Raw genomic sequence first — 22,611 nt, forward strand, 5'->3', positions numbered from 1 at the left:
CCGCGCGGCGGGCGCTGGTAAGCGGTGGTGGATGCAGCTCTCCTCCCCGCGCCTGCGCGCCGCCCTGCTCGCGGCGGCCTCCCTCACCCTCGTCGCCGCGGTCCTGCCCCCGCCCCGGCCGCTGGGCATCGGCGACCGGCTCTTCCCGGAGCTCGGGAACCCCGGCTACGACGTGCTCTCGTACGACCTGTCCTTCACGTACAAGGACAACCGGAGCCCGCTCGACGCGGTCACCGTCATCGACGCCCGCGCCCTGGAGCCGCTGGAGCGGATCAACCTGGACTTCGCCCACGGCACGGTGGCGTCCGTCGAGGTCAACGGGGAGCCCGCCCGCTACGACAGCGTGGCGGAGGACCTGGTCCTGACCCCCGCCCGCCCGGTCCCGGGCGGCGCACCGCTGCGCATCACCGTCCGGCACACCAGCGACCCGCGCGGCCGCGGGGACGGCGGCTGGGTGCCCACCGAGGACGGCCTCGCCATGGCCAACCAGGCCGACGCCGCCCACCGCGTCTTCCCCTGCAACGACCACCCCGCCGACAAGGCGATCTTCACCTTCCGCATCACCGCCCCGGAGGGGCTCACCGCCGTGGCCAACGGCCTGCCGGCCGTGCCCGCCGCCCGCCTCGCCCCGGCGCGGACCAGGACGTGGACGTACCGGACCCGGCACCCCATGGCCACCGAGCTGGCCCAGGTCTCCATCGGCCGCTCCGCCGTCGTCCACCGCACCGGACCGCACGGGCTGCCGCTGCGCGACGTGGTGCCCGCCGCCGACCGGGAACGGCTGGAGCCCTGGCTGGCGAAGACCCCGGGACACGTGCGGTGGATGGAGGAGCGGGTCGGCCGCTACCCCTTCGAGAACTACGGGGTCCTGATCGCGCGGGCCACGACCGGCTTCGAGCTGGAGACGCAGACCCTCTCCCTCTTCGAGCACGGCCTCTTCACCGGCGAGGGCTACCCCGAGTGGTACGTGGAGGCCGTCATGGTCCACGAGCTCGCCCACCAGTGGTTCGGCGACAGCGTCAGCCCGCGCACCTGGTCCGACCTGTGGCTCAACGAGGGCCACGCCACCTGGTACGAGGCCCTGTACGCGGACGGGCTCGGCAAGTACTCCCTGGAGCGCCGCATGCGCGAGGCGTACCAGCGCTCCGACCAGTGGCGGGCGGCGGGCGGCCCCCCGGCCGCCCCGAAGGCGGCGGCGCCCGGCGAGAAGATCGGGCTGTTCCGGCCCGTGGTCTACGACGGCGCGGCGCTGATCCTGTACGCGCTCCGGCAGGAGATCGGCGCCCCGGCCTTCGACCGGATCGAGCGGCGGTGGGTGGCGGAGCACCGCGACGGGATCGCCGGCACGGACGACTTCGTCCGCCTGGCCTCCCAGGAAGCGGGCCGTGACCTGCGGTCCTTCCTGGAACCCTGGCTCTACGGGGCAACCACCCCGCCGATGCCCGGGCACCCGGAGTGGAGCGCTCCGGCGGCCTCCGGCAAGGCGGCGCCGGCGGGGAAAAGGGTGTGACCCCCGAGGAACGGGCATGTCACCATCAAGGGGCCGCGTGACAGGGGGCCGCACGGCCCGCATGAACGGGGCCGCGCGGGGAATCCCCGGGCGGTGTGACACGTTGGACGTGACAGCCGACGTGTCTCCGCCGGCCGCGACACGGCTGACACCGCTGACGCTGCTGACACTGCTATTCGAATCGACGTAAGGATCCAATGACCTCCTCTTCTTCCCCTTCCCAGGACGCGCGGGACGCACGGGACGACGTGCGTGAGCCGCAGAGCTTCACCGAGAGCCTTCGGGCCGATGCCCTGATGGAAGAGGACGTCGCCTGGAGCCACGAGATCGACGGAGACCGGGACGGCGACCAGTTCGACCGCTCCGAGCGTGCGGCCCTGCGCCGTGTCGCGGGGCTCTCCACCGAGCTCGAAGACGTCACCGAGGTCGAGTACCGCCAGCTCCGCCTGGAGCGGGTCGTGCTCGTCGGTGTCTGGACCTCCGGCACGGTGCAGGACGCGGACAACTCCCTCGCGGAGCTCGCCGCCCTCGCCGAGACGGCGGGCGCCCTCGTGCTCGACGGCGTGATCCAGCGCCGCGACAAGCCGGACCCGGCCACCTTCATCGGCTCGGGCAAGGCCCGCGAACTGCGTGACATCGTCATGGAGAGCGGCGCCGACACCGTCGTCTGCGACGGCGAGCTCAGCCCCGGCCAGCTCATCGCCCTCGAAGACGTCGTCAAGGTCAAGGTGGTCGACCGGACCGCGCTGATCCTCGACATCTTCGCCCAGCACGCCAAGTCCCGTGAGGGCAAGGCGCAGGTCGCGCTCGCGCAGATGCAGTACATGCTGCCGCGCCTGCGCGGCTGGGGTCAGTCGCTGTCCCGGCAGATGGGCGGCGGCGGGGGCGGCGGCATGGCCACCCGAGGCCCCGGTGAGACCAAGATCGAGACCGACCGGCGCCGGATCCGCGAGAAGATGGCGAAGATGCGCCGGGAGATCGCGGAGATGAAGACCGGCCGCGACATCAAGCGGCAGGAGCGGCGCCGCAACAAGGTGCCCTCGGTCGCCATCGCCGGCTACACCAACGCCGGCAAGTCCTCGCTGCTCAACCGCCTCACGGGCGCGGGCGTGCTGGTGGAGAACGCGCTGTTCGCCACCCTCGACCCGACCGTGCGCCGGGCCGAGACGCCGAGCGGCCGGGTCTACACGCTGGCCGACACCGTCGGCTTCGTCCGGCACCTGCCCCACCACCTCGTCGAGGCGTTCCGCTCCACGATGGAGGAGGTCGGCGACTCCGACCTCATCCTGCACATCGTGGACGGCTCGCACCCGGCGCCGGAGGAGCAGCTGGCGGCCGTACGCGAGGTGATCCGCGAGGTCGGCGCGGTGAACGTGCCCGAGATCGTGGTGATCAACAAGGCGGACGCGGCCGATCCGCTCGTCCTGCAGCGGCTGCTGCGCATCGAGCGGCACTCCATCGCCGTCTCGGCGCGCACGGGCATGGGCATCGAGGAACTGCTCGCGCTGATCGACTCCGAGCTGCCGCGGCCCGAGGTCGAGGTGGAGGCCATGGTGCCGTACACGCTCGGCTCGCTGGTCGCCAAGGCGCATGCCGAGGGCGAGGTGATCTCCGAGGAGCACACCGCGGAGGGCACGCTGCTCAAGGCGCGGGTCCACCAGGAGCTGGCGGCGGACCTCGCGCCGTACGCCCTGGCCAAGCGCTGAGCACGACCGGTCCGGCCGCCTGACCGGCGGTATACGGAGAAGGGCCCCTGCGACGCAGGGGCCCTTCTCCGTACGGTGTGCCGCTCGGGCTCCGCTCGAACGGCTCTACTTGAACTTGGCGCTGACGGCGTCGAAGACGCCCTTCGCCTCCGGGCCCAGCCGGGGTCCGGCCAGCCAGCCCGCCTTGGCCGGGCCTATCGAGGTGTTCGACACCAGCGCCGGCTTGCCGTCGGCGCCCGCGGCGACCCAGCCGCCACCGGAAGAACCACCGGTCATCGTGCAGCCGATGCGGTACATCACCGGGTCGTTCGCCTTCAGCGTCAGCCGGCCCGGCTTGTCCGTGCACTGGAACGCCTTCTGGCCGTCGAAGGGAGCCGCCGCCGGGTAACCCGTCGCCGTGATGCTCGCGACCTTCGGCACGGCGGGCGCGGCGAACTCCACCGGGAGGGCCGAACCGACCGTCTCCTCCAGGGACTTCTTGCCGCCCTTCTCGGGCGTCACGTGCAGCACGGCGAAGTCGTACGGGGCACCCGCGCCGCCGGTCGGACCGCCCGTGGCGATCCACTGGTCGGAGGTCTGCGCCCAGTCGCTCCACCACACGCCGTACGGGGCCACCTGCTCGCGGGGCGCGCCCTTGAGCTGGGCGGCGGGCTTGCCCGCGTTGTTGTAGGACGGGACGAAGGCGATGTTGCGGTACCAGCCGCCGGCCTTGCCCGCGTGCACGCAGTGGCCGGCCGTCCAGACCATGTTGGACTTGCCGGGGTGCGCGGGGTCCTTGACCACGGTGGCCGAGCAGACCATGGAGCCCTCGGGGCCGTCGAAGAAGACCTTGCCCGACTCCGGGACGCTGCCGTGGTACGGAGCGTTGGCGGGCTTGGCCGCCACCGCGGCGGGGGCCGGGTCGGTGACGCCCTGGTCCTTGCCCGCGTCCGGGTCGACCGCCGGGCGCTGGGGCTGCTCGGCGTCACGCATGCGGTCCGGGTCCCACAGGTCCTCGATGATCGGGTTGATGTAGTCGCCCGCCTCGCGGAGCCAGTCCTCTCTCTTCCAGTTCTTCCACTCACCTCCCCGCCATTTCTCCAGGTCTATGCCGCGTTCCTTCAGCTTGTCCTTGAGATGGTCCGGGATCTTGATCCCGTCCGTGCCCGGCTGGCTCGCCGCCACGGTCGGCTTGTCGCCGCCGGCGGCCTCCCCGTCGCCGGGGCCGCAGGCAGCCGCGGTCAGCGCGAGGGCGGCCGCGCACAGCATCGCGGTGACCGGTCGGTTCGGTCGCATGTCGTTCGTCCCCCTGGTGGGTCGAGGCGTGGAGTGCAGCCCCCCACTATGCCGCTGCCGCCGAGGACGACGGAGCCCGGGTCAGCGGTTCCGGAGGCGGCTTCGGGCGGGCAAGGATCTTGGCCCCACCCGTGATCCATAGGCGTCACCGTCGTTGGTACGTACGGGGGATGGGGGAGCGTCCATGTTCGAAGAGCGATCCGGACGAGCAGCCGGAGAAGCGCTCGGTGCAGGAGGAGCGACACACGTGGCTTTCACGGAGCCGGCCGCGGCATGTGAGACCGGACACGAGACGGGGCATGTGCCGCCGCAGGGCGGGCGCCCGGCGGGTTCCTCCTCCGAGGGCATCCTGCGCAGGCAGGCCCAACGCGAGTCCGCCGCCCGGACGTACGCGCGCTCGTTGCCCATCGTCCCGGTGCGGGCCCGCGGCCTCACCATCGAGGGCGCCGACGGGCGGCGCTACCTGGACTGCCTCTCCGGCGCCGGGACCCTCGCCCTGGGCCACAACCACCCCGTGGTGCTCGAAGCCGTCCGGCGGGTCCTGGACTCGGGGGCCCCGCTGCATGTGCTGGACCTCGCGACCCCGGTCAAGGACGCCTTCACCACCGAGCTGTTCGCGAACCTGCCGCCGGAGCTCGCGGCCGATGCCCGCATCCAGTTCTGCGGCCCGGCCGGGACGGACGCGGTGGAGGCCGCGCTGAAACTGGTCCGCACCGCGACCGGCCGCTCCCCGCTGATCGCCTTCACCGGGGCGTACCACGGCATGACCGCCGGAGCCCTGGAGGCATCCGGCGGAGCCCCCGGGGCGGGGGTGATCCGGCTGCCGTACCCGCAGGACTTCCGCTGCCCGTTCGGCGTCGGTGGCCCGGAGGGGGCCGAACTGGGCGCCCGCTGGACGGAGAACCTGCTCGACGACCCCAAGGGCGGCGCCCCCGCCCCCGCGGCCATGATCGTCGAACCCGTGCAGGGCGAGGGCGGGGTACTTCCCGCCCCGGACGGCTGGCTCCGCCGGATGCGCGAGATCACCGCGTCCCGCGGCATCCCGCTGATCGCCGACGAGGTCCAGACGGGCGTGGGGCGGACCGGCGCTTTCTGGGGCGTCGACCACGCCGGGGTGGTGCCCGACGTGATGGTGCTGTCCAAGGCCATCGGCGGCAGCCTGCCGCTCGCGGTGATCGTGTACCGCTCGGGCCTGGACGTCTGGGCCCCCGGCGCCCACGCCGGCACCTTCCGCGGCAACCAGCTCGCCATGGCCGCCGGCACCGCCACGCTCGCCTTCGTACGCGAGAACCGCCTCGCGGAACGCGCCGCCGCCCTCGGCACCCGCATGCTGACGGCCCTGCGCGGCCTGGCCTCCGACCACCCCTGCATCGGCGACGTCCGCGGCCGGGGCCTGATGATCGGCATCGAACTCGTCGATCCCGACACGGGGGCCGCCGCACCGGCCCTCGCCGCCGCCGTCCGCCGGGAGTGCCTGGACCGCGGCCTGATCGTCGAACTCGGTGGCCGCCACGGCGCCGTGGTCCGCCTGCTCCCGCCGCTCACCCTGACCGACGAGCAGGCCGCAGCGGTCCTCGACCGCCTGGCCGACGCCCTCCCGTCCGCCACCCACCCCTGACCTCGAGGACCCTCCATGCCCCACCCCCACCGCCCCCCAGCCCAACCACTTCCCACCAACACGGGCGTCCGTGACCAGTCCGGGCACGGGCTACGCCCCGAGGCCGCAGAGCCCGCGCCGCGCCTCCCTCTCGTCCCCACCTCCGCAGCCCCGGGGAACGAGCCGCCGCCCACCGCCGCCACTGCCCGGCGAAGCGCGACGGACGTCGAACGGCCCGCCAGCACCGCTACTCCGCAGCCCCCGCCTCCCGCCGCGGCCCCGGGGAACGAGCCGCCGCCCACCGGCGCCACTGCCCAACGGAGCGCGACGGACGTCGAGCCACCCGCCAACACCGCTACTCCGCAGAGCCTGCCTCCCGCCGGGGCCCCGGGGAACGAGCCGCCGCCCACGGGCGCCACTGCCCGGCGCAGCGCGACGGCCGTCGAGCCGCCCGCCAGCACCGCTACTCCGCAGCCCCCGCCTCCGACCGGGGCCCCGGGGAATGAGCCGCCGCCCACCGGTGCGACTGCCCGGCGGAGCGCGACGGACGTCGAGCCACCCGCCAGCACCGCTACTCCGCAGAGCCTGCCTCCCGCCGGGGCCCCGGGGAACGAGCCGCCGCCCACCGGTGCGACTGCCCGGCGGAGCGCGAGGGACGTCGAACCGCCCGCCAGCACCGCTACTCCGCAGAGCCTGCCTCCGACCGGCCCCCATGCCGACGCGGCCGCACAGGCCCTGCCCGACGTGCCACGCCCCGCCACCGCCACCACCCGTCAGGGCCCGGTGTACGTATCGCCGCCCCCACTTGCCACCACCGACGCGGTCGCCCCGGGGCAGCCGACCGCCCCGGCACGTAGAGCCACCGAGCCGCCCCAGCATGCAGTGAGTCCCCGGAGCGCGGCCCCGATTCCCGCCGCGCCCGCCGGGGGCGGTTCCGAGCGGCCACCGGTACCCACCTCCGGACCAGCCGCCCGCCCGTCGGCTTCCGGTGCCGAACCACACGTCACGGCAGCCGAACGGGACGGTTCCGAGCAGCCGCCGATGTCCACCGCCGGGCCTGTGCCAGGCACCGCCGACTCCGCAGCACGCTTTCTCAGCCCCGTGCTTCGCACCGCCCAGGCCCCAGGCAGCGCTCCGGTGGTAGGCGTCCCCGGCGCCGGCGAACCGGGCGTCGCAGCCAACCTGCTCGGGTCGGCCGCGATGGCGCCCACACCAGACACCACCACCGAGGCGGGGGCAACGCAGCCAACTGTCCCCACCGCCGAGGCCGACGCTCCCGCACAGGACCTGCCTCCCGGCAGCGGACACGGCCACCCAGCCGAGCCGACGGCCGACGCCCCCGACCTGCCGCCCGGCGCGGCCGCCACCGTCCCGCGCCAGAAGGACGGCACGCCCCGGGCCGGCTGGCCCGGCCGGGTCCGGCTGGCGCCCGCCGCATGGCCGGATCCCCTGGACCACGCCGACCCGGCCGTCGCCGCCGAGTCCGCCGCAGTGGAGAACCTCCTCCGCTGCTGGGTCCGCGAGACGGGACTCGCCCGCCCCGACGGCTCCACCGGCACCCCTCTCCGTATCCCCCTCCCCGCATCCGGCACCGCCCTGCACGTCGCCGTCCGCCACTGGTCCCACACCGGCTGGCACCGCTTCGGCCCCGCCCGCCTCGCCGGCGCACCCACCACCGCGCCGCCGCTGGACGCCGTCACCCTCGCCGCGCTCCTCGCCCGCGAGGGCGCGACCGATGGCCGCGGCAGCGCCGACCTCGTCGGCCGGGTCGCCGACTCGGTGCGCCGTACCACCGAGTTCATCACCGACCGCCGAGAACGCCCCACCGCCCCGGCCCCCATCAGCGGGGACCGCTTCCTCACAGCCGAACAGTCGCTCCTCCTCGGCCACCCCCTCCAACCCGACCCGAAGAGCCGCGAAGGGCTCACCGAGACCGAAGCCCTCCGCTACTCACCCGAACTCCACGGCTCCTTCCCCCTGCACTGGTTCGCCGTCGCACCCTCCGCCCTCGCCACCGAATCCGCTTGGACCGAACGCGGCCGCCTCGTCTCCGCGCCGCAGCTCCTCGGCCGCCTGGCCCCCGGACTCCCACTGCCCGACGGCACCACCCCCCTTCCCCTGCACCCCTGGCAGGCCCGCGATCTTCTCCAGCGCCCCGCCGTCATCGCCCTCCGCGACGCGGGGCTTCTCCACGATCTCGGCCCGTACGGCGAGGTCTGGTACCCGACCTCCTCCGTCCGCACCGTCCACCGGCCAGGCGCCCCCGCGATGCTCAAGCTGTCGCTCGGGCTGCGCATCACCAACTCCCGCCGCGAGAACCTCCGCAAGGAACTCCACCGCGGTGTCGAGGTGCACCGGCTGCTCCGCACCGGCCTCGCCGAGGAGTGGCAGGCGGCCCACCCCCGCTTCGACATCGTTCGCGACCCCGCCTGGGTCGCAGTCGACGCCCCGGACGGCACCCCCGTCCCCGGACTCGACGCGCTCCTGCGCCACAACCCCTTCCGCTCGGGCGACGACGCCGTCTGCATCGCCGCACTCACCGCTCCCCGCCCATGGCCCGGCCGCAGCACCGTGAGCTCCCGCCTGGCCGAGATCATCGTGGGCCTCGCCGACGCCACCGGACACTCCACGTCCGCCGTCGCCGCCGAGTGGTTCCTGCGCTACCTCGACCACGTGGTCCTGCCGGTCCTCGCCTTCGACTCCCTCGCCGGCATCGCCCTCGAAGCGCACCAGCAGAACACGCTGGTCCTCCTCGACCCGGCCGGCTGGCCGGTCGGCGGCCGCTACCGCGACAACCAGGGCTACTACTTCCGCGAATCCCGCCGCGCGGAACTGGAGCACCGGCTCCCCGGCATCGGCAGCCGCAGCGACACCTTCGTCTCCGACGCCGTCACCGACGAGCGCTTCGCCTACTACCTCGGCATCAATAACGTGCTCGGTCTGATCGGCGCCTTCGGATCACAGCGCCTCGCGGACGAACGCGTCCTCCTCGCCGCCTTCCGCCGATTCCTCGCCAAGGCCGCCGGGCTCGGCCCGCTCCCCACCCGGCTGCTCGACTCGCCCACCCTGCGCTGCAAGGCGAACCTGCTCACCCGCCTGGGCGGCCTCGACGAACTCGTCGGCCCCGTGGACACCCAGTCCGTCTACGTCACCATCACCAACCCCCTTCACGATTGACGCGTCGGCGCCCGACGCGGGGAAGAGCCCCCGATGCGCTTCACGGACACCGCCACCTACTCCGCCGGCCCCGACCTCGACACCCTGAACACCTTGAACCGCCTGGACACACTCGACGTGCTGCGGAATCCCGCCGAACAGCGCCTCAACGCCGACCTGTTGCCGCTGCTGGCCGAGGCAGACCTGCTGGACTCGCCCGCCACCTGGGGCAGTGTGCCCACCCCCGCCGGTGCCTTCCGCCTCGAACCCGTACGGCCGGGCCGAGACCTGGAACTCATCACCGGCTGGATGAACGACCCCGAGGTGGACGCCTACTGGGAACTCGCCGGCCCCGCCGCGGTCACCGCTTCCCACCTGCGGTCACAACTCGACGGCGGCAGCGGCAGCATCCCCTGCCTCGGCCTCCTCGACGGCACCCCGATGAGTTACTGGGAGCTCTACCGGGCCGATCTCGACCCGCTCTCCCGCCACTACCCGGCGCGTCCCCACGACACCGGTATCCACCTGCTCATCGGAGACGGGACGAACCGCGGCAGGGGGCTCGGCACGGCTCTGCTGCGCGCCGTCACCGACCTCGTCCTCGGCAACCGCCCCCGCTGCACACGCGTCATCGCGGAACCGGACATCCGCAACACCCCCTCCGTATCGGCTTTCCTCAACTCCGGTTTCCGCTGGCACGCGGAAATCGACCTCCCCGAGAAGCGGGCCGCCCTGATGATCCGGGAGCGGGCGCTGCGCAATCTCCTCTGAGTGCCGCCCCGCGAGCCCATACATCCGAGCCGCTTCACACCTCTCCCCCTGAAAACTCTGCGTCGCGCAGCAAAGTTCCCGGTCCCCGAAGAATTTCCGCGACGCACCTCCCCGTAGCCCGCCCGCCTACGGGCTGCCCGCCCAGCCAGCAGGCCGCGCCGCCCACCCCGCCCGCTCCGGCACGCGACCCAAAACCCCGCGGGCGACGTCAACACGAAGCGACAGGCCCGCCCCCTCCACCGGGCGTGAATTCCCGGCGGTGGGCGTCCGCTGTCAGTGGGGCCCCGTAGGGTTGGCAGTGCTATGACGAAGCCCTCCCTCCCCGACCTGCTGCACGCCGCCGTCTCCGCCGTCGGCGGCACGGAGCGGCCCGGCCAGGTGGCCATGGCCGAAGCCGTCGCCGAAGCGATCGACGACAACTCCCACCGGCTCATCCAGGCGGGTACCGGCACCGGTAAGTCCCTCGGCTACCTGGTCCCGGCCCTCGCCCACGGAGAGCGCGTGGTCGTGGCCACCGCCACCCTCGCCCTCCAGCGGCAGCTCGTCGAGCGTGACCTGCCCCGCACGGTGGAGGCGCTGCATCCGCAGCTGCGCCGCCGCCCGCAGTTCGCCATGCTCAAGGGACGCTCCAACTACCTCTGCCTCCACCGCCTGCACGAGGGGGCCCCGCAGGACGAGGAGGACGGCCTTTTCGATCAGTTCGAGGCGGCCGCCCCCACCAGCAAGCTCGGCCAGGACCTGCTCCGCATGCGCGACTGGGCGGACGAGACGGAGACCGGCGACCGGGACGACCTGACCCCCGGTGTCTCGGACAAGGCGTGGTCCCAGATCTCCGTCTCCTCCCGCGAGTGCTTGGGCGCGTCGAAGTGCGCCTATGGAGCGGAATGCTTCGCGGAGGCGGCCCGTGAGCGCGCCAAGCTCGCGGACGTGGTCGTCACCAACCACGCCCTTCTCGCCATCGACGCCATCGAAGGCGCCCCCGTGCTGCCGCAGCACGAGGTACTGATCGTCGACGAGGCCCACGAGCTGGTCTCCCGCGTCACCGGTGTCGCCACGGGCGAGCTGACTCCCGGCCAGGTCAACCGGGCTGTGAAGCGCGCGGCGAAGCTGGTCGACGAGAAGACGGCCGACTCTCTCCAGACCGCTTCCGAGACCTTCGAGCGGGTCATGGAGCTGGCGCTCCCGGGCCGGCTGGAGCAGGTCCCGGAAGATCTCGGCTACGCGCTGATGTCCCTCCGGGATTCCGCCCGCAACGTGATCTCGGCGATCGGCGCCACCCGCGACAAGTCCGTCCAGGACGAGGACGCCGTCCGCAAGCAGGCCCTGGCCGCGGTGGAGAACATCCATGCCGTGGCCGAGCGGATCACGATCGGATCCGAGTACGACGTCGTCTGGTACGAGCGCCACGACCGCTTCGGCGCCACACTCCGCGTCGCCCCGCTCTCGGTGTCCGGCCTGCTGCGCGAGAAGCTGTTCGAGGACCGCGCGGTGGTCCTCACCTCCGCCACCCTCAAGATCGGCGGCGACTTCAACGGCGTGGCGGCCTCCCTGGGCCTGTCCCCGGAGGGTGTCGAGGGCGATGACGTGCCGCCCTGGAAGGGCCTGGACGTGGGCTCGCCCTTCGACTACCCGAAGCAGGGCATCCTCTACGTCGCCAAGCACCTGGCCACGCCCGGCCGCGAAGGCACCCGCGGCGACATGATGGACGAGCTGGCCGAACTGATCGAGGCGGCCGGCGGCCGCACCCTCGGGCTGTTCTCCTCCATGCGCGGGGCCAAGGCGGCCGCCGAGGAACTGCGCGGCCGGCTCGCCAACCCGATCCTGCTCCAGGGCGAGGAAACCCTCGGCGAGCTGATCAAGGCGTTCGCCGCCGATCCGAAGACCTGCCTGTTCGGGACGCTGTCGCTCTGGCAGGGCGTGGACGTGCCCGGCCCCAGCTGCCAGCTCGTGGTCATGGACCGCATCCCCTTCCCCCGCCCCGACGATCCGCTGATGAGCGCCCGCCAGAAGTCGGTGGAGGAACACGGCGGGAACGGCTTCATGGCCGTCGCGGCCACCCACGCCGCGCTGCTGATGGCGCAGGGCGCGGGCCGCCTCGTCCGTGCCACCGGGGACAAGGGTGTCGTCGCCGTACTCGACCCCCGCCTGGCCACCGCCCGGTACGGGAGCTTCCTGCGGGCCACGCTTCCGGACTTCTGGTACACCACGGACCGCAACCAGGCCCGCCGCTCGCTCGCCGCGATCGATGCGATGGCCAAGGCGGACGGCAGCTAGGCAGAGCCGGCGCAAGCTCCGGCACCACCACAGCCCCGGCCGTCCCAGGGCACAAAGCAACCCCCGGGACCGGCGCAGTGGATCCCGGGGGCTGACTGGGGGCGGCGGGGTCAGACCCGACGCAGTACCGCGACGACCTTGCCGAGGATGGTGGCCTCGTCGCCGGGGATGGGCTGGTAGGCGGCGTTGTGCGGGAGCAGCCAGACGTGGCCGTCCTCGCGCTTGAAGCGCTTGACGGTGGCCTCACCGTCGAGCATGGCGGCGACGATGTCGCCGTTCTCCGCGACGGGCTGGCGGCGGACCGTGACCCAGTCGCCGTCGCAGATGGCGGCTTCGATCATCGAGTCGCCCACGACCTTGAGCACGAACAGCTCACCGTCGCCGACGAGCTGGCGGGGGAGCGGGAACACGTCCTCCACCGACTCCTCGGCGAGGATCGGGCCGCCGGCCGCGATCCGGCCGACGAGGGGAACGTACGAGGCGGCGGGCTTGCCGGTGGTGTCCGTGGGCTGCGAGCTCGGCTGGTCCGATCCGCGGACCTCGTACGCGCGGGGACGGTGCGGGTCGCGGCGCAGGAAGCCCTTGCGCTCCAGGGCCATCAGCTGGTGGGCGACGGACGAGGTGCTGGACAGGCCGACCGCCTGGCCGATCTCCCGCATCGACGGCGGGTAGCCCCGCCGCTGCACGGAGTCGCGAATGACCTCGATGACCCTCCGCTGCCGGTCCGTGAGTCCGGAGCTGTCGGCGCGGATGCCTGGAGGTCGACCTGGCAGCGAGCGTGCGGGGCGTACCGCGGGCTCCGCCTCCGGGTTCAGGTTTGCGTCGTTCATGGCATGCACCGGCTCAAGTCGGCTCTGGGAGCGGTTCTGGGCAGTGATGGTGGCACTGTCTGCGGTGGTGGTCACGTCGGCCCCTCTCGAAATGTTCTCCCTAGCTGGACAACGCTAGTGGGTTTCGAAAGGTTGCGCCAAACACACGTTCGAGTGAAAAAACGCAGATCGCCCTGCGTGGGTACGTTCAGGGGTGTATGGACGACTGGGCGGGCGAACACGGGTTCGGCTCGGCGGCCCCCGCTTACGGTACCCTTCCCGATCGGGTCGCCGCCTCCGGCCCGGTGCCCAGTGTGGCACCGAGAGCCCCCGTATCCGGGTACCGGACACCGCGACACGCAGAGGCGTCCAAATCCACCACAACCCAAGATCTAGTGGTTGGATGAGCGGCGCCACCTAGCTGTAGTGGTGCCTGGGTCTTCTGAGGCTCCTGGGATCGCATATGCTGGGGACTGCTCCGAGAGCCCCCGACAGAGCCCGTCTCCGTCGCCGCAGGGTTTCACCGGGGTGATTCAGTCGTGCCGAGAAGGAGGGTGAGGGAACCATGCACTGCCCCTTCTGCAGGCACCCCGACAGCCGCGTCGTCGACAGCCGCACCACCGATGACGGCACGTCGATCCGCAGACGCCGCCAGTGCCCCGACTGCTCCCGTCGTTTCACGACGGTGGAGACGGCCTCGCTGATGGTGATCAAGCGCAGCGGCGTCACCGAACCTTTCAGCCGTACCAAGGTCATCTCCGGCGTGCGCAAGGCGTGCCAGGGGCGGCCGGTCACCGAGGACGCCCTCGCCAAGCTCGGCCAGCGGGTCGAGGAGGCGGTGCGCGCCACCGGGAGCGCCGAGCTGACCACCCACGACGTGGGTCTGGCCATCCTCGGCCCGTTGCAGGAGCTCGACCTCGTCGCCTACCTGCGCTTCGCGTCCGTCTACAAAGCGTTCGACACCCTCGAAGACTTCGAGACCGCCATCGCGGAACTGCGCGAGCGGCAGCCTCACGGTGAGGAGAGCGAGCCCGGCGCGACCACTTCGGTCCCCGTGCCCGCCTCCGCCGCCGACTGACCGGACGCCCCCGTGGCGCCGCCCGTCGGGGCGCGCCGCGACACGGCCGCCGGACAGCCGGGCGAAAAAACGTAGAAACAGATACACAGCACCGTGCCACGGAATAACGCTGGCACTTTAGGGCGTTTTTGCCCGCATATGGGAGGAAGCGGCATGACAGAGACGGCGAGCAGCTCGGCACGTGGTTCCCGCGCCAAGGGGACCAAGGCCGCCAAGGGCGGCCTGCGTATCGAGCGCATCCACACCACCCCGGGCGTGCACCCCTACGACGAGGTGAACTGGGAGCTCCGCGACGTCGTCATGACGAACTGGCGCGACGGCTCGGTCAACTTCGAGCAGCGTGGCGTCGAGTTCCCCGACTTCTGGTCGGTCAACGCGGTCAACATCGTCACCAGCAAGTACTTCCGCGGTGCGGTCGGCACCCCGCAGCGCGAGACCGGTCTCAAGCAGCTGATCGACCGGATCGTGAAGACCTACACCAAGGCCGGCGAGGACCACGACTACTTCTCGTCGCCCGCCGACGCGGAGATCTTCGAGCACGAGCTGACCTACGCCCTGCTGCACCAGATCTTCAGCTTCAACTCCCCGGTCTGGTTCAACGTCGGCACGCCCCAGCCGCAGCAGGTCTCCGCCTGCTTCATCCTGTCCGTCGACGACTCCATGGAGTCCATCCTCGACTGGTACAAGGAAGAGGGCATGATCTTCAAGGGCGGCTCCGGCGCCGGCCTGAACCTCTCCCGCATCCGCTCCTCCAAGGAGCTCCTCTCCTCCGGCGGCAACGCCTCCGGTCCCGTCTCCTTCATGCGCGGTGCCGACGCCTCCGCCGGAACGATCAAGTCCGGTGGCGCCACCCGCCGCGCGGCCAAGATGGTCGTCCTGGACGTGGACCACCCGGACGTCGAGGCGTTCATCGACACCAAGGTGAAGGAAGAGGAGAAGATCCGCGCCCTGCGCGACGCGGGCTTCGACATGGACCTGGGCGGCGACGACATCACGTCCGTCCAGTACCAGAACGCCAACAACTCCGTCCGCGTGAACGACGAGTTCATGACGGCCGTCGAGAACGGCACCGAGTTCGGCCTGCGCGCCCGCATGACCGGCGAGGTCATCGAGAAGGTCGACGCCAAGGCGCTCTTCCGTAAGCTGGCCGAGGCCGCGTGGGCCTGCGCCGACCCGGGCATCCAGTACGACGGTGTGATCAACAACTGGCACACCTGCCCCGAGTCCGGCCGCATCACCGCCTCGAACCCGTGCAGCGAGTACATGCACCTGGACAACACGTCCTGCAACCTCGCCTCGCTCAACCTGATGAAGTTCCTCAACGACGACGGCAAGGGCGACCAGTCCTTCGACGCCGAGCGCTTCGCCAAGGTCGTCGAGCTCGTCATCACCGCCATGGACATCTCCATCTGCTTCGCGGACTTCCCGACGCGGAAGATCGGCGAGAACACCCGCGCCTTCCGCCAGCTGGGCATCGGCTACGCCAACCTCGGCGCCCTGCTGATGGCCACCGGTCACGCGTACGACTCGGACGGCGGCCGCACCCTCGCCGCGTCGATCACCTCGCTGATGACCGGTACCGCCTACAAGCGCTCCGCCGAGCTGGCCGCGATCGTCGGCCCGTACGACGGCTACGCCCGCAACGCCGACGCCCACAAGCGCGTCATGAAGCAGCACGCGGACGCCAACGCCGTCGCGCCGCGCACCCAGGACCTGGACAACACCATCTGGGCCGCGGCCACCGAGGCATGGCAGGACGTCCTGCGCCTCGGCGAGAAGAACGGCTTCCGCAACTCGCAGGCGTCCGTGCTCGCCCCGACCGGCACCATTGGTCTGGCGATGTCCTGCGACACCACCGGTGTCGAGCCGGACCTGGCCCTGGTCAAGTTCAAGAAGCTCGTCGGCGGCGGCTCGATGCAGATCGTCAACGGCACCGTCCCGCAGGCCCTGCGTCGCCTGGGCTACCAGGAGGAGCAGATCGAGGCGATCGTCTCCCACATCGCCGAGCACGGTGTCGTGGTCGACGCCCCGGGTCTCAAGACCGAGCACTACGAGGTCTTCGACTGCGCCATGGGCGAGCGTTCGATCTCCGCCATGGGCCACGTGCGCATGATGGCCGCGATCCAGCCCTGGATCTCCGGCGCGATCTCGAAGACGGTCAACATGCCGGAGACGGCGACCGTCGAGGAGATCGAGGAGATCTACTTCGAGGCGTGGAAGATGGGCGTCAAGGCGCTCGCGATCTACCGCGACAACTGCAAGGTCGGCCAGCCCCTCTCCGCGAAGAAGAAGGAAGAGGAGAAGGAGGAGGTCACCGCCAAGGCGGAGGAGACCATCCGCACCGCGGTCGAGAAGGTCATCGAGTACCGCCCCGTCCGCAAGCGCCTCCCCAAGGGCCGCCCGGGCATCACCACCTCCTTCACGGTGGGCGGCGCCGAGGGCTACATGACCGCGAACTCCTACCCGGACGACGGCCTCGGCGAGGTCTTCCTGAAGATGTCGAAGCAGGGCTCGACCCTCGCCGGCATGATGGACGCCTTCTCGATCGCCGTCTCGGTGGGCCTGCAGTACGGCGTGCCGCTGGAGACCTACGTCTCCAAGTTCACGAACATGCGCTTCGAGCCGGCCGGTATGACGGACGACCCGGACGTGCGGATGGCGCAGTCGATCGTCGACTACATCTTCCGCCGTCTGGCCCTCGACTTCCTGCCCTTCGAGACCCGCTCGGCCCTCGGCATCCACACCGCCGACGAGCGCCAGCGTCACCTGGAGACCGGCTCGTACGAGCCGCTGGAGGAGGAGCTGGACACCGAGTCGCTGGCCCAGTCGGCCCCGCTCGCCGCGGTGCCGTCCGCGCCGAAGGCCGTTGTCCCGGCCGTGATCCCGTCCACCGACCGCAAGGCGGCGCACAGCAGCGCCGAACTGGTCGAGATGCAGCTCGGTGTCTCCGCGGACGCCCCGCTGTGCTTCTCCTGCGGTACGAAGATGCAGCGCGCGGGCTCCTGCTACATCTGCGAGGGCTGCGGCTCGACCAGCGGCTGCAGCTGACTCCGGGTGTGGGTCTAGCCCGCACGGACAGCTGAACCACAGATACGACGAAGGGCACCGGCCGAGACGGCCGGTGCCCTTCGTCGTGCGCGCGGTGGCCCGTCGGCGGCGGGGCGGAAAGCGGGTTGGTGTGCGGGGGCGGCTTGGTGATCATTGCGGGAGTACGGGCGGTGCCGGACGGCGCCGTGGGAGCAGGGGAGACGGGGGAGCCATGTGGAGCGGTGACGAGCTGGATCTGGACGCGTATCTGGCGCGGATCGGATTCGAGAGGAATTACGGAGTGGGCGGGGAACTCCGGCCGGACCTCTCCACGTTGTACGCAGTGCACCGGGCCCACACCGGTGCGATCGCCTTCGAGAGTCTGGACGTCCTGCTCGGCCGCCCCGTCGCGTTGGACATCCGGTCGATCGAGGAGAAGCTCGTGCACGGCCGCCGCGGTGGCTACTGCTACGAGCAGAACTCGCTGCTGGCCGCCGCCCTGGAGCGGATCGGCTTCGAGGTGTCCGGGCGCGGTGCCCGCAACCGCACTCGCGGTGACGCCCTGCTGGCCGTGACGCATGCCGTCCTCGTCGTCACGGTCGACGGTGAACCCTGGCTGTGCGACGCGGGATTCGGCCACCAGGGTCCCCGCGAGCCCGTCCCGCTGGGGAGCCCGGGCACCGAGGTGCAGCAGGGGAAGTGGACGTACCGCATCCGGGAGGAGGCGGACGGCGTCCTCGTGCTCTGCCTGCTGCGCGGGGGAGTCTGGCGGGACCTGTACGCCTTCTCCCCGCAGCACTACCACCCCGTCGACTACGTCGTGCTCAACCACTACAGCTCCAGCCACCCCCTGTCCTCCTTTGTCGGGCGGGTCATCGTCCAGCGCCCGGGCGACGACATCCGCCGGGCGCTGGTGGGACGGGAGCTCAGCCTGCTGCACCCGGACGGCCGGGCGGAGCAGCGGTCCGTCGCGCCCGGCGAGCTGCTTGATGTGCTCGGCCAGGAGTTCGGTCTTCGGCTGCCCGAGCGGGACGCGGCGGAACTGGTGGGGATCTACCTCGCCGAGGACTGACCGGGGCCGCGCCCGGCCCGTACGATGGCGCCGTGCTGGTCAAGTGGATTCGCTGCACGGTGACGGACCGACGCGGGTTCGAGCGCGGGCAGCGAAAATGGGCGGGGCTGCCCGGCGAGCCGGGATTCAGGGGGCAGGGTGGCGGTTGGAGCCGGGGCCGGCAGGGGGTCGCGCATGTCTTCGCGTTCTGGGAGAGCCGGTCCTTCTATGACTCCTTCATGGCGCGCTCCCACGACCGGCTGGCCGCCGCCCAGAACGGCACCTACACCGATCTCCGGGTGACCCTCTTCGACCACCGCTTCGACGTGAAGACCGGCTTCGAGCCGCGCTTCACCGATGCCGACGTCGTACGGGTCGCACACACCCGGGTCCGGGAGGGCCGGGTCGACCACTTCGCCCTCATGCAGGAGAAGGTGTGGAATCCGGCCATGGCGGGCTCGCCGGGCATGGTGCGCGGCCTCTTCGGGGAGGCGCCCGGCCGGGAGTTCCTGGTGCTCTCCATGTGGCACGCCGCCGCCGAGCACGGCAAGTACCGCCAAGAGCGCGTCGAGCGGCTCTCCCTGCGCGCCCAGATCCAGGCCGACGTCGAAGCCCTCACCGGGGACGTCGTCGACCTCGAACCCTCCTGGACGGTATGACCGTAGGACCATCGTCGCGGCGACCGGCGTGCCCGGTCGTTCGCCCGGCCGATGGCCGAATAGGGTCGGGGAATGGTTCGACCACGGCGCATCGTCCTTGTCCGGCACGGGGAATCGGAGGGGAACGCCGACGACACGGTGTACGAGCGGGAGCCCGACCACTCCCTGCGCCTCACCCCGACCGGTCGCGAGCAGGCCGCCGCCACCGGCGAGCGCCTGCGCGAGCTCTTCGGCGACGAGACGATCAGCGCCTACGTCTCCCCCTACCGCCGCACCCTGCAGACCTTCCGGGAACTGCGCCTGGACCCGGCCCGCGTCCGGATGCGCGAGGAGCCGCGACTGCGCGAGCAGGACTGGGGGAACTGGCAGGACCGGGACGACGTACGGCTGCAGAAGGTGTACCGGGACGCCTACGGGCACTTCTTCTACCGCTTCGCGCAGGGCGAGTCCGGGGCCGACGTCTACGACCGGGTCGGATCCTTCCTGGAAAGCCTCTACCGCAGCTTCGAGGCCCCCGACCACCCGCAGAACGTCCTCCTGGTGACGCACGGGCTGACCATGCGGCTCTTCTGCATGCGCTGGTTCCACTGGTCGGTGGCCGAATTCGAAGCCCTGTCCAATCCTGGAAACGGGGAATTCCGGATACTCCTGCTGGGCCCGGACGGCCGCTACCGGATGGACCGCCCGTTTGAGCGCTGGACCACACCCGAGCCTTATGACCTGGACGGCTAAAGTGACCCGCGATGACGCCTGACTCCACTCCCGAACGGCGCTACGCGCGCGCCCTGGCCAGCCTCCGCGGGCTGGCGCTGGGGGACGCCCTCGGCTCCCAGTACTTCGTCCCCGTGAACTACCCCCTGCTCAAGCGGCGCGAGCTGCCGGCCGGTGCCGAGACCTGGCAGTGGACCGATGACACCGAGATGGCCTGCTCGGTCGTGGCCGTCCTCGCCGAGCACGGGCGGATCGACCAGGACGCGCTCGCGCGTTCCTTCGCCGACCACCACGACTTCGACCGGGGCTACGGGCCCGCCGTGAACCGGATGCTGCGCCTGGTCCGGGAGGGCGCGGACTGGCGCACGCTCGCCGCCGAGCTGTTCAACGGCCAGGGCTCCTGGGGGAACGGCGCCGCCATGCGGATCGCCCCGCTCGGCGCCTGGTACGCCGACGACCCGGAGCAGGCCACCCACCAGGCGGAGATCTCCTCCTACACCACCCACCAGCACCGCGAGGCCGTCTGCGGGGCGATGGCCGTCGCCGCCGCGGCCGCCCTGGCCTCGAGCCCCGACGGGCCGCCGAAGGCCGATGCCCTGCTGGACGGGGTGATCGCCCTGGTGCCGCGCAGCGCCGTCGGCGCGGGCCTGCGGCGGGCGCGGGACATGCTGGACTACGGCGACGCCACCACCGTCGCCGCCGTGCTCGGCTGCGGCCGCCGGACGAGCGCCCACGACACCGTGCCGTTCGCCCTGTGGTCGGCGGCGCGTGCGCTGGACGACTACGAGCGGGCGTTCTGGACCACCGCGCAGGTGGGCGGGGACGTCGACACCACCTGCGCGATCGTCGGCGGAGTGCTGGGCGCGCGCGGGGACGCCGCGCTCCCGGCCGCGTGGCTGGCCCGCACCGAAGCGCTGCCCTCCTGGCTGCCGGCACAGCCCGCCTAGAACCCCTTTCCGCACATCGGCCGGTCCTTCGCGAGGACCGGCCGATGTCGTATGTCCGCTTCCGGACAGGGGCCGTTCGTACCGTCCGCGATTGTCACGGTCCTGACACAGCGCGCTTTTGATCCTGTTCAAAACCGCTTGTGACCTGCCTACCCTGTCCGCACCGCCGCCCCACCCTGATCCCCGGGGCGGCCGACAGGGGGAGGGACATCCGATGCCGGACGGCACAGGCAACACGCGCGACACAGGCAACACGGGCGACACAGGCAATACAGGCGGCGCAACCGCAACCGGCGACACCGGCAGAGCCGAACAGCCCCGGCCCGAGGCCGCCGGCAACGCGGCCGCCCCGGCCGGGCCTTCACCCACGCCGCCACCGCGCCCCGGAGCGCACTCCGGCGCGCCCACCGGCCCCTGGCAGCTCCGCCCGCCGGAGCCGAAGCGCCCCTCATGGCCCGCCCTCGTACGCCCCGCCGAGCCCGCCCCGATCGGCACCGCGACCCTCGTGGCCGTCCTCGCCACCGGCCTCGCCGCGGCGCTGCTCCTCGCCGACGGGATGGGGCCCGGCCTGCCGCTGGCCGTCGTACCCGCCGTCGTCGCCGCGTACGCCGCCGCCCGCGCGGCCGGACGCCGCCCCCGCCCCTGGACCCTGGCCTGGGCGGTCGGCTGCCTCGCCCTCCTCGTGATCCCCGCCCTGCGCGATGCCGCCTGGCCCGTCACGCTGGCGATCCTGGCCGCGCTCCTGCTCGGTGCGCTGGCCCTGCACGGCAGCCGTACCTGGCCCGGCGTCCTGCTCAGCCCGCTCGGCTTCCTCGACTCCGCCATGTCCGGCATCGCCTGGCTCAGCGCGGGCCTGCGCGCGCGGGGCGGCATCGGCAGGGACCGCTGGGTTCCGGTCGCCAAGGCGGCCGGTGTGGCGCTCGTGCTGCTGGTGCTGTTCGGCGCGCTCTTCGCCTCCGCCGACGCCGCCTTCGCGGATCTGCTGGGCGGTCTGATGCCCGATGTGTCGGTGGCCGACGGCCCCTTCCGCTTCCTGCTCTTCTTCCTCGGCGCCCTCATCGCGGTCGCCGCCGCCCGTACCGCAGCCGGCCCGCTTCGCTGGGACCGCATCACGGTGACCCCGGGCACACCGCGCTCCCGCGTCGAATGGGCGCTTCCGCTCGTCGTGCTCAACCTGCTGTTCGCCGGCTTCAACGCCGTCCAGCTGGCCGTCCTGTTCGGCGGCTACGACAAGGTCCTGCGCAGCACCGGCCTCAGCTACGCCGAGTACGCCCGCCAGGGCTTCTGGCAGCTCCTCTGGGCCACCCTCCTCACGCTCGCCGTGATCGCCCTCGCCCTGCGCTGGGCCCCGCGCGGCGGAGCGGGCGACCGCCGGCTCGTCCGCGGCGTCCTGGGAGTGCTCTGCGTGATGACGCTCGTGGTCGTCGCGGCCGCGCTGCGCCGCATGGACCTGTACGTGGAGGCGTACGGGCTGACCCGGCTGCGCGTGTCGGTGGCCGCGATGGAGCTCTGGCTCGGGCTGGTCATCGTACTGATCATGGCGGCCGGGCTGTTCGGCGCGCGGTGGCTGCCGCGCGCGGTCGCGGGCAGTGCGGCCGCCGCCGTCCTGGTCTTCGGACTGATGTCCCCGGACGGGATGGTCGCCGAGCGGAACGTGGCCCGCTTTGAAGCCGACGCGAAGATCGACCTGGCGTACTTCCAGTCCCTGTCCGCGGACGCCGTCCCCGCCCTGGACCGGCTGCCCGAGCCGCAGCGCTCCTGCGCCCTGCGCGGGATCAGCGAGGGGATGGCGAGGGCGGGCGAGGTGCCCTGGTACGCGATGAGCCTGGGCGAACACCGCGCCCGCCAGATCCTGCGGGAGCGCCCGGTGACCGTGTCGTACGAGGTCTGCTCGCGCCTGGGTGCTTTCAGCGGCCGGAGCGAGTACTAGCGACAGCGCGTACGGAGGCCGGGGCGCGCGGGGGGGGGCCCCCGCCCCCCCCCCCCCCCCCCCCGCGCCCGCGGGGCCCCCCGCGCGGGCGGCCCCCAGCACCCCAGCCC

General features: G+C 72.2%; 15 protein-coding genes. 13 read left to right on the forward strand and 2 right to left on the reverse strand.

The features are described 5' to 3' along the window. Positions 1 to 31: 31 nt before the first annotated feature. Positions 32 to 1,510: a M1 family metallopeptidase gene (locus ABZ873_RS16890; RefSeq protein WP_360871803.1), complete on the forward strand. Its 1,479-nt coding sequence runs from the start codon at positions 32 to 34 to the stop codon at positions 1,508 to 1,510. A 197-nt stretch (positions 1,511 to 1,707) separates the two neighbouring features. Beyond that, positions 1,708 to 3,216: a GTPase HflX gene (gene hflX, locus ABZ873_RS16895; RefSeq protein WP_360871757.1), complete on the forward strand. Its 1,509-nt coding sequence runs from the start codon at positions 1,708 to 1,710 to the stop codon at positions 3,214 to 3,216. 105 nt (positions 3,217 to 3,321) lie between these two features. Here the strand turns inward: hflX and ABZ873_RS16900 are convergent, their stop codons facing one another. Further along, a complete protein-coding gene (locus tag ABZ873_RS16900; RefSeq protein ID WP_360871759.1) occupies positions 3,322 to 4,491 on the reverse strand; it encodes a hypothetical protein in 1,170 nt (389 codons plus the stop codon). Positions 4,492 to 4,675: 184 nt separating this feature from the next. Between ABZ873_RS16900 and ABZ873_RS16905 the strand changes: the two genes are divergently transcribed. From ABZ873_RS16905 to ABZ873_RS16920, 4 genes are all read left to right on the forward strand, one after another. Then, positions 4,676 to 6,109, forward strand: coding sequence for a diaminobutyrate--2-oxoglutarate transaminase family protein (locus ABZ873_RS16905; RefSeq protein WP_360871762.1), 1,434 nt, complete (start codon positions 4,676 to 4,678; stop codon positions 6,107 to 6,109). 1,179 nt (positions 6,110 to 7,288) lie between these two features. Beyond that, complete coding sequence (locus ABZ873_RS16910; protein ID WP_360871764.1) at positions 7,289 to 9,265, forward strand: IucA/IucC family protein; 1,977 nt, start codon at positions 7,289 to 7,291, stop codon at positions 9,263 to 9,265. Between the two features lie 33 nt (positions 9,266 to 9,298). Continuing rightward, a complete protein-coding gene (locus ABZ873_RS16915; RefSeq protein WP_360871767.1) occupies positions 9,299 to 10,015 on the forward strand; it encodes a GNAT family N-acetyltransferase in 717 nt (238 codons plus the stop codon). A 303-nt stretch (positions 10,016 to 10,318) separates the two neighbouring features. Continuing rightward, on the forward strand, positions 10,319 to 12,289 hold the full coding sequence (locus ABZ873_RS16920) for an ATP-dependent DNA helicase (protein ID WP_360871770.1): 1,971 nt from the start codon (positions 10,319 to 10,321) through the stop codon (positions 12,287 to 12,289). 110 nt (positions 12,290 to 12,399) lie between these two features. On the opposite strand, the gene lexA is transcribed toward ABZ873_RS16920, so the two are convergent. Further along, the gene (lexA, locus tag ABZ873_RS16925; RefSeq protein ID WP_360871773.1) at positions 12,400 to 13,194 is read right to left on the reverse strand and encodes a transcriptional repressor LexA; all 795 of its coding nucleotides are present in this window, start codon (positions 13,192 to 13,194) and stop codon (positions 12,400 to 12,402) included. Between the two features lie 469 nt (positions 13,195 to 13,663). Between lexA and nrdR the strand changes: the two genes are divergently transcribed. From nrdR to ABZ873_RS16960, 7 genes are all read left to right on the forward strand, one after another. Continuing rightward, positions 13,664 to 14,176, forward strand: coding sequence for a transcriptional regulator NrdR (gene nrdR, locus ABZ873_RS16930; RefSeq protein WP_360871776.1), 513 nt, complete (start codon positions 13,664 to 13,666; stop codon positions 14,174 to 14,176). A 153-nt stretch (positions 14,177 to 14,329) separates the two neighbouring features. Then, positions 14,330 to 17,224 carry a vitamin B12-dependent ribonucleotide reductase gene (locus tag ABZ873_RS16935; RefSeq protein WP_360871779.1) on the forward strand — a complete coding sequence of 965 codons (2,895 nt, stop codon included), beginning with the start codon at positions 14,330 to 14,332 and terminating at the stop codon, positions 17,222 to 17,224. 211 nt (positions 17,225 to 17,435) lie between these two features. Continuing rightward, the gene (locus ABZ873_RS16940) at positions 17,436 to 18,275 is read left to right on the forward strand and encodes an arylamine N-acetyltransferase (protein ID WP_360871782.1); all 840 of its coding nucleotides are present in this window, start codon (positions 17,436 to 17,438) and stop codon (positions 18,273 to 18,275) included. Between the two features lie 32 nt (positions 18,276 to 18,307). Further along, complete coding sequence (locus ABZ873_RS16945) at positions 18,308 to 18,913, forward strand: YdbC family protein (RefSeq protein WP_030709623.1); 606 nt, start codon at positions 18,308 to 18,310, stop codon at positions 18,911 to 18,913. A gap of 72 nt (positions 18,914 to 18,985) precedes the next feature. Then, on the forward strand, positions 18,986 to 19,645 hold the full coding sequence (locus ABZ873_RS16950; RefSeq protein WP_360871785.1) for a histidine phosphatase family protein: 660 nt from the start codon (positions 18,986 to 18,988) through the stop codon (positions 19,643 to 19,645). A gap of 11 nt (positions 19,646 to 19,656) precedes the next feature. Further along, positions 19,657 to 20,571, forward strand: coding sequence for an ADP-ribosylglycohydrolase family protein (locus ABZ873_RS16955; protein WP_360871788.1), 915 nt, complete (start codon positions 19,657 to 19,659; stop codon positions 20,569 to 20,571). 214 nt (positions 20,572 to 20,785) lie between these two features. Then, complete coding sequence (locus ABZ873_RS16960; RefSeq protein ID WP_360871791.1) at positions 20,786 to 22,501, forward strand: DUF4173 domain-containing protein; 1,716 nt, start codon at positions 20,786 to 20,788, stop codon at positions 22,499 to 22,501. Positions 22,502 to 22,611 lie beyond the last annotated feature (110 nt).

The organism is Streptomyces sp. NPDC047014, from assembly GCF_040644195.1.
GTDB lineage: Bacteria > Actinomycetota > Actinomycetes > Streptomycetales > Streptomycetaceae > Streptomyces.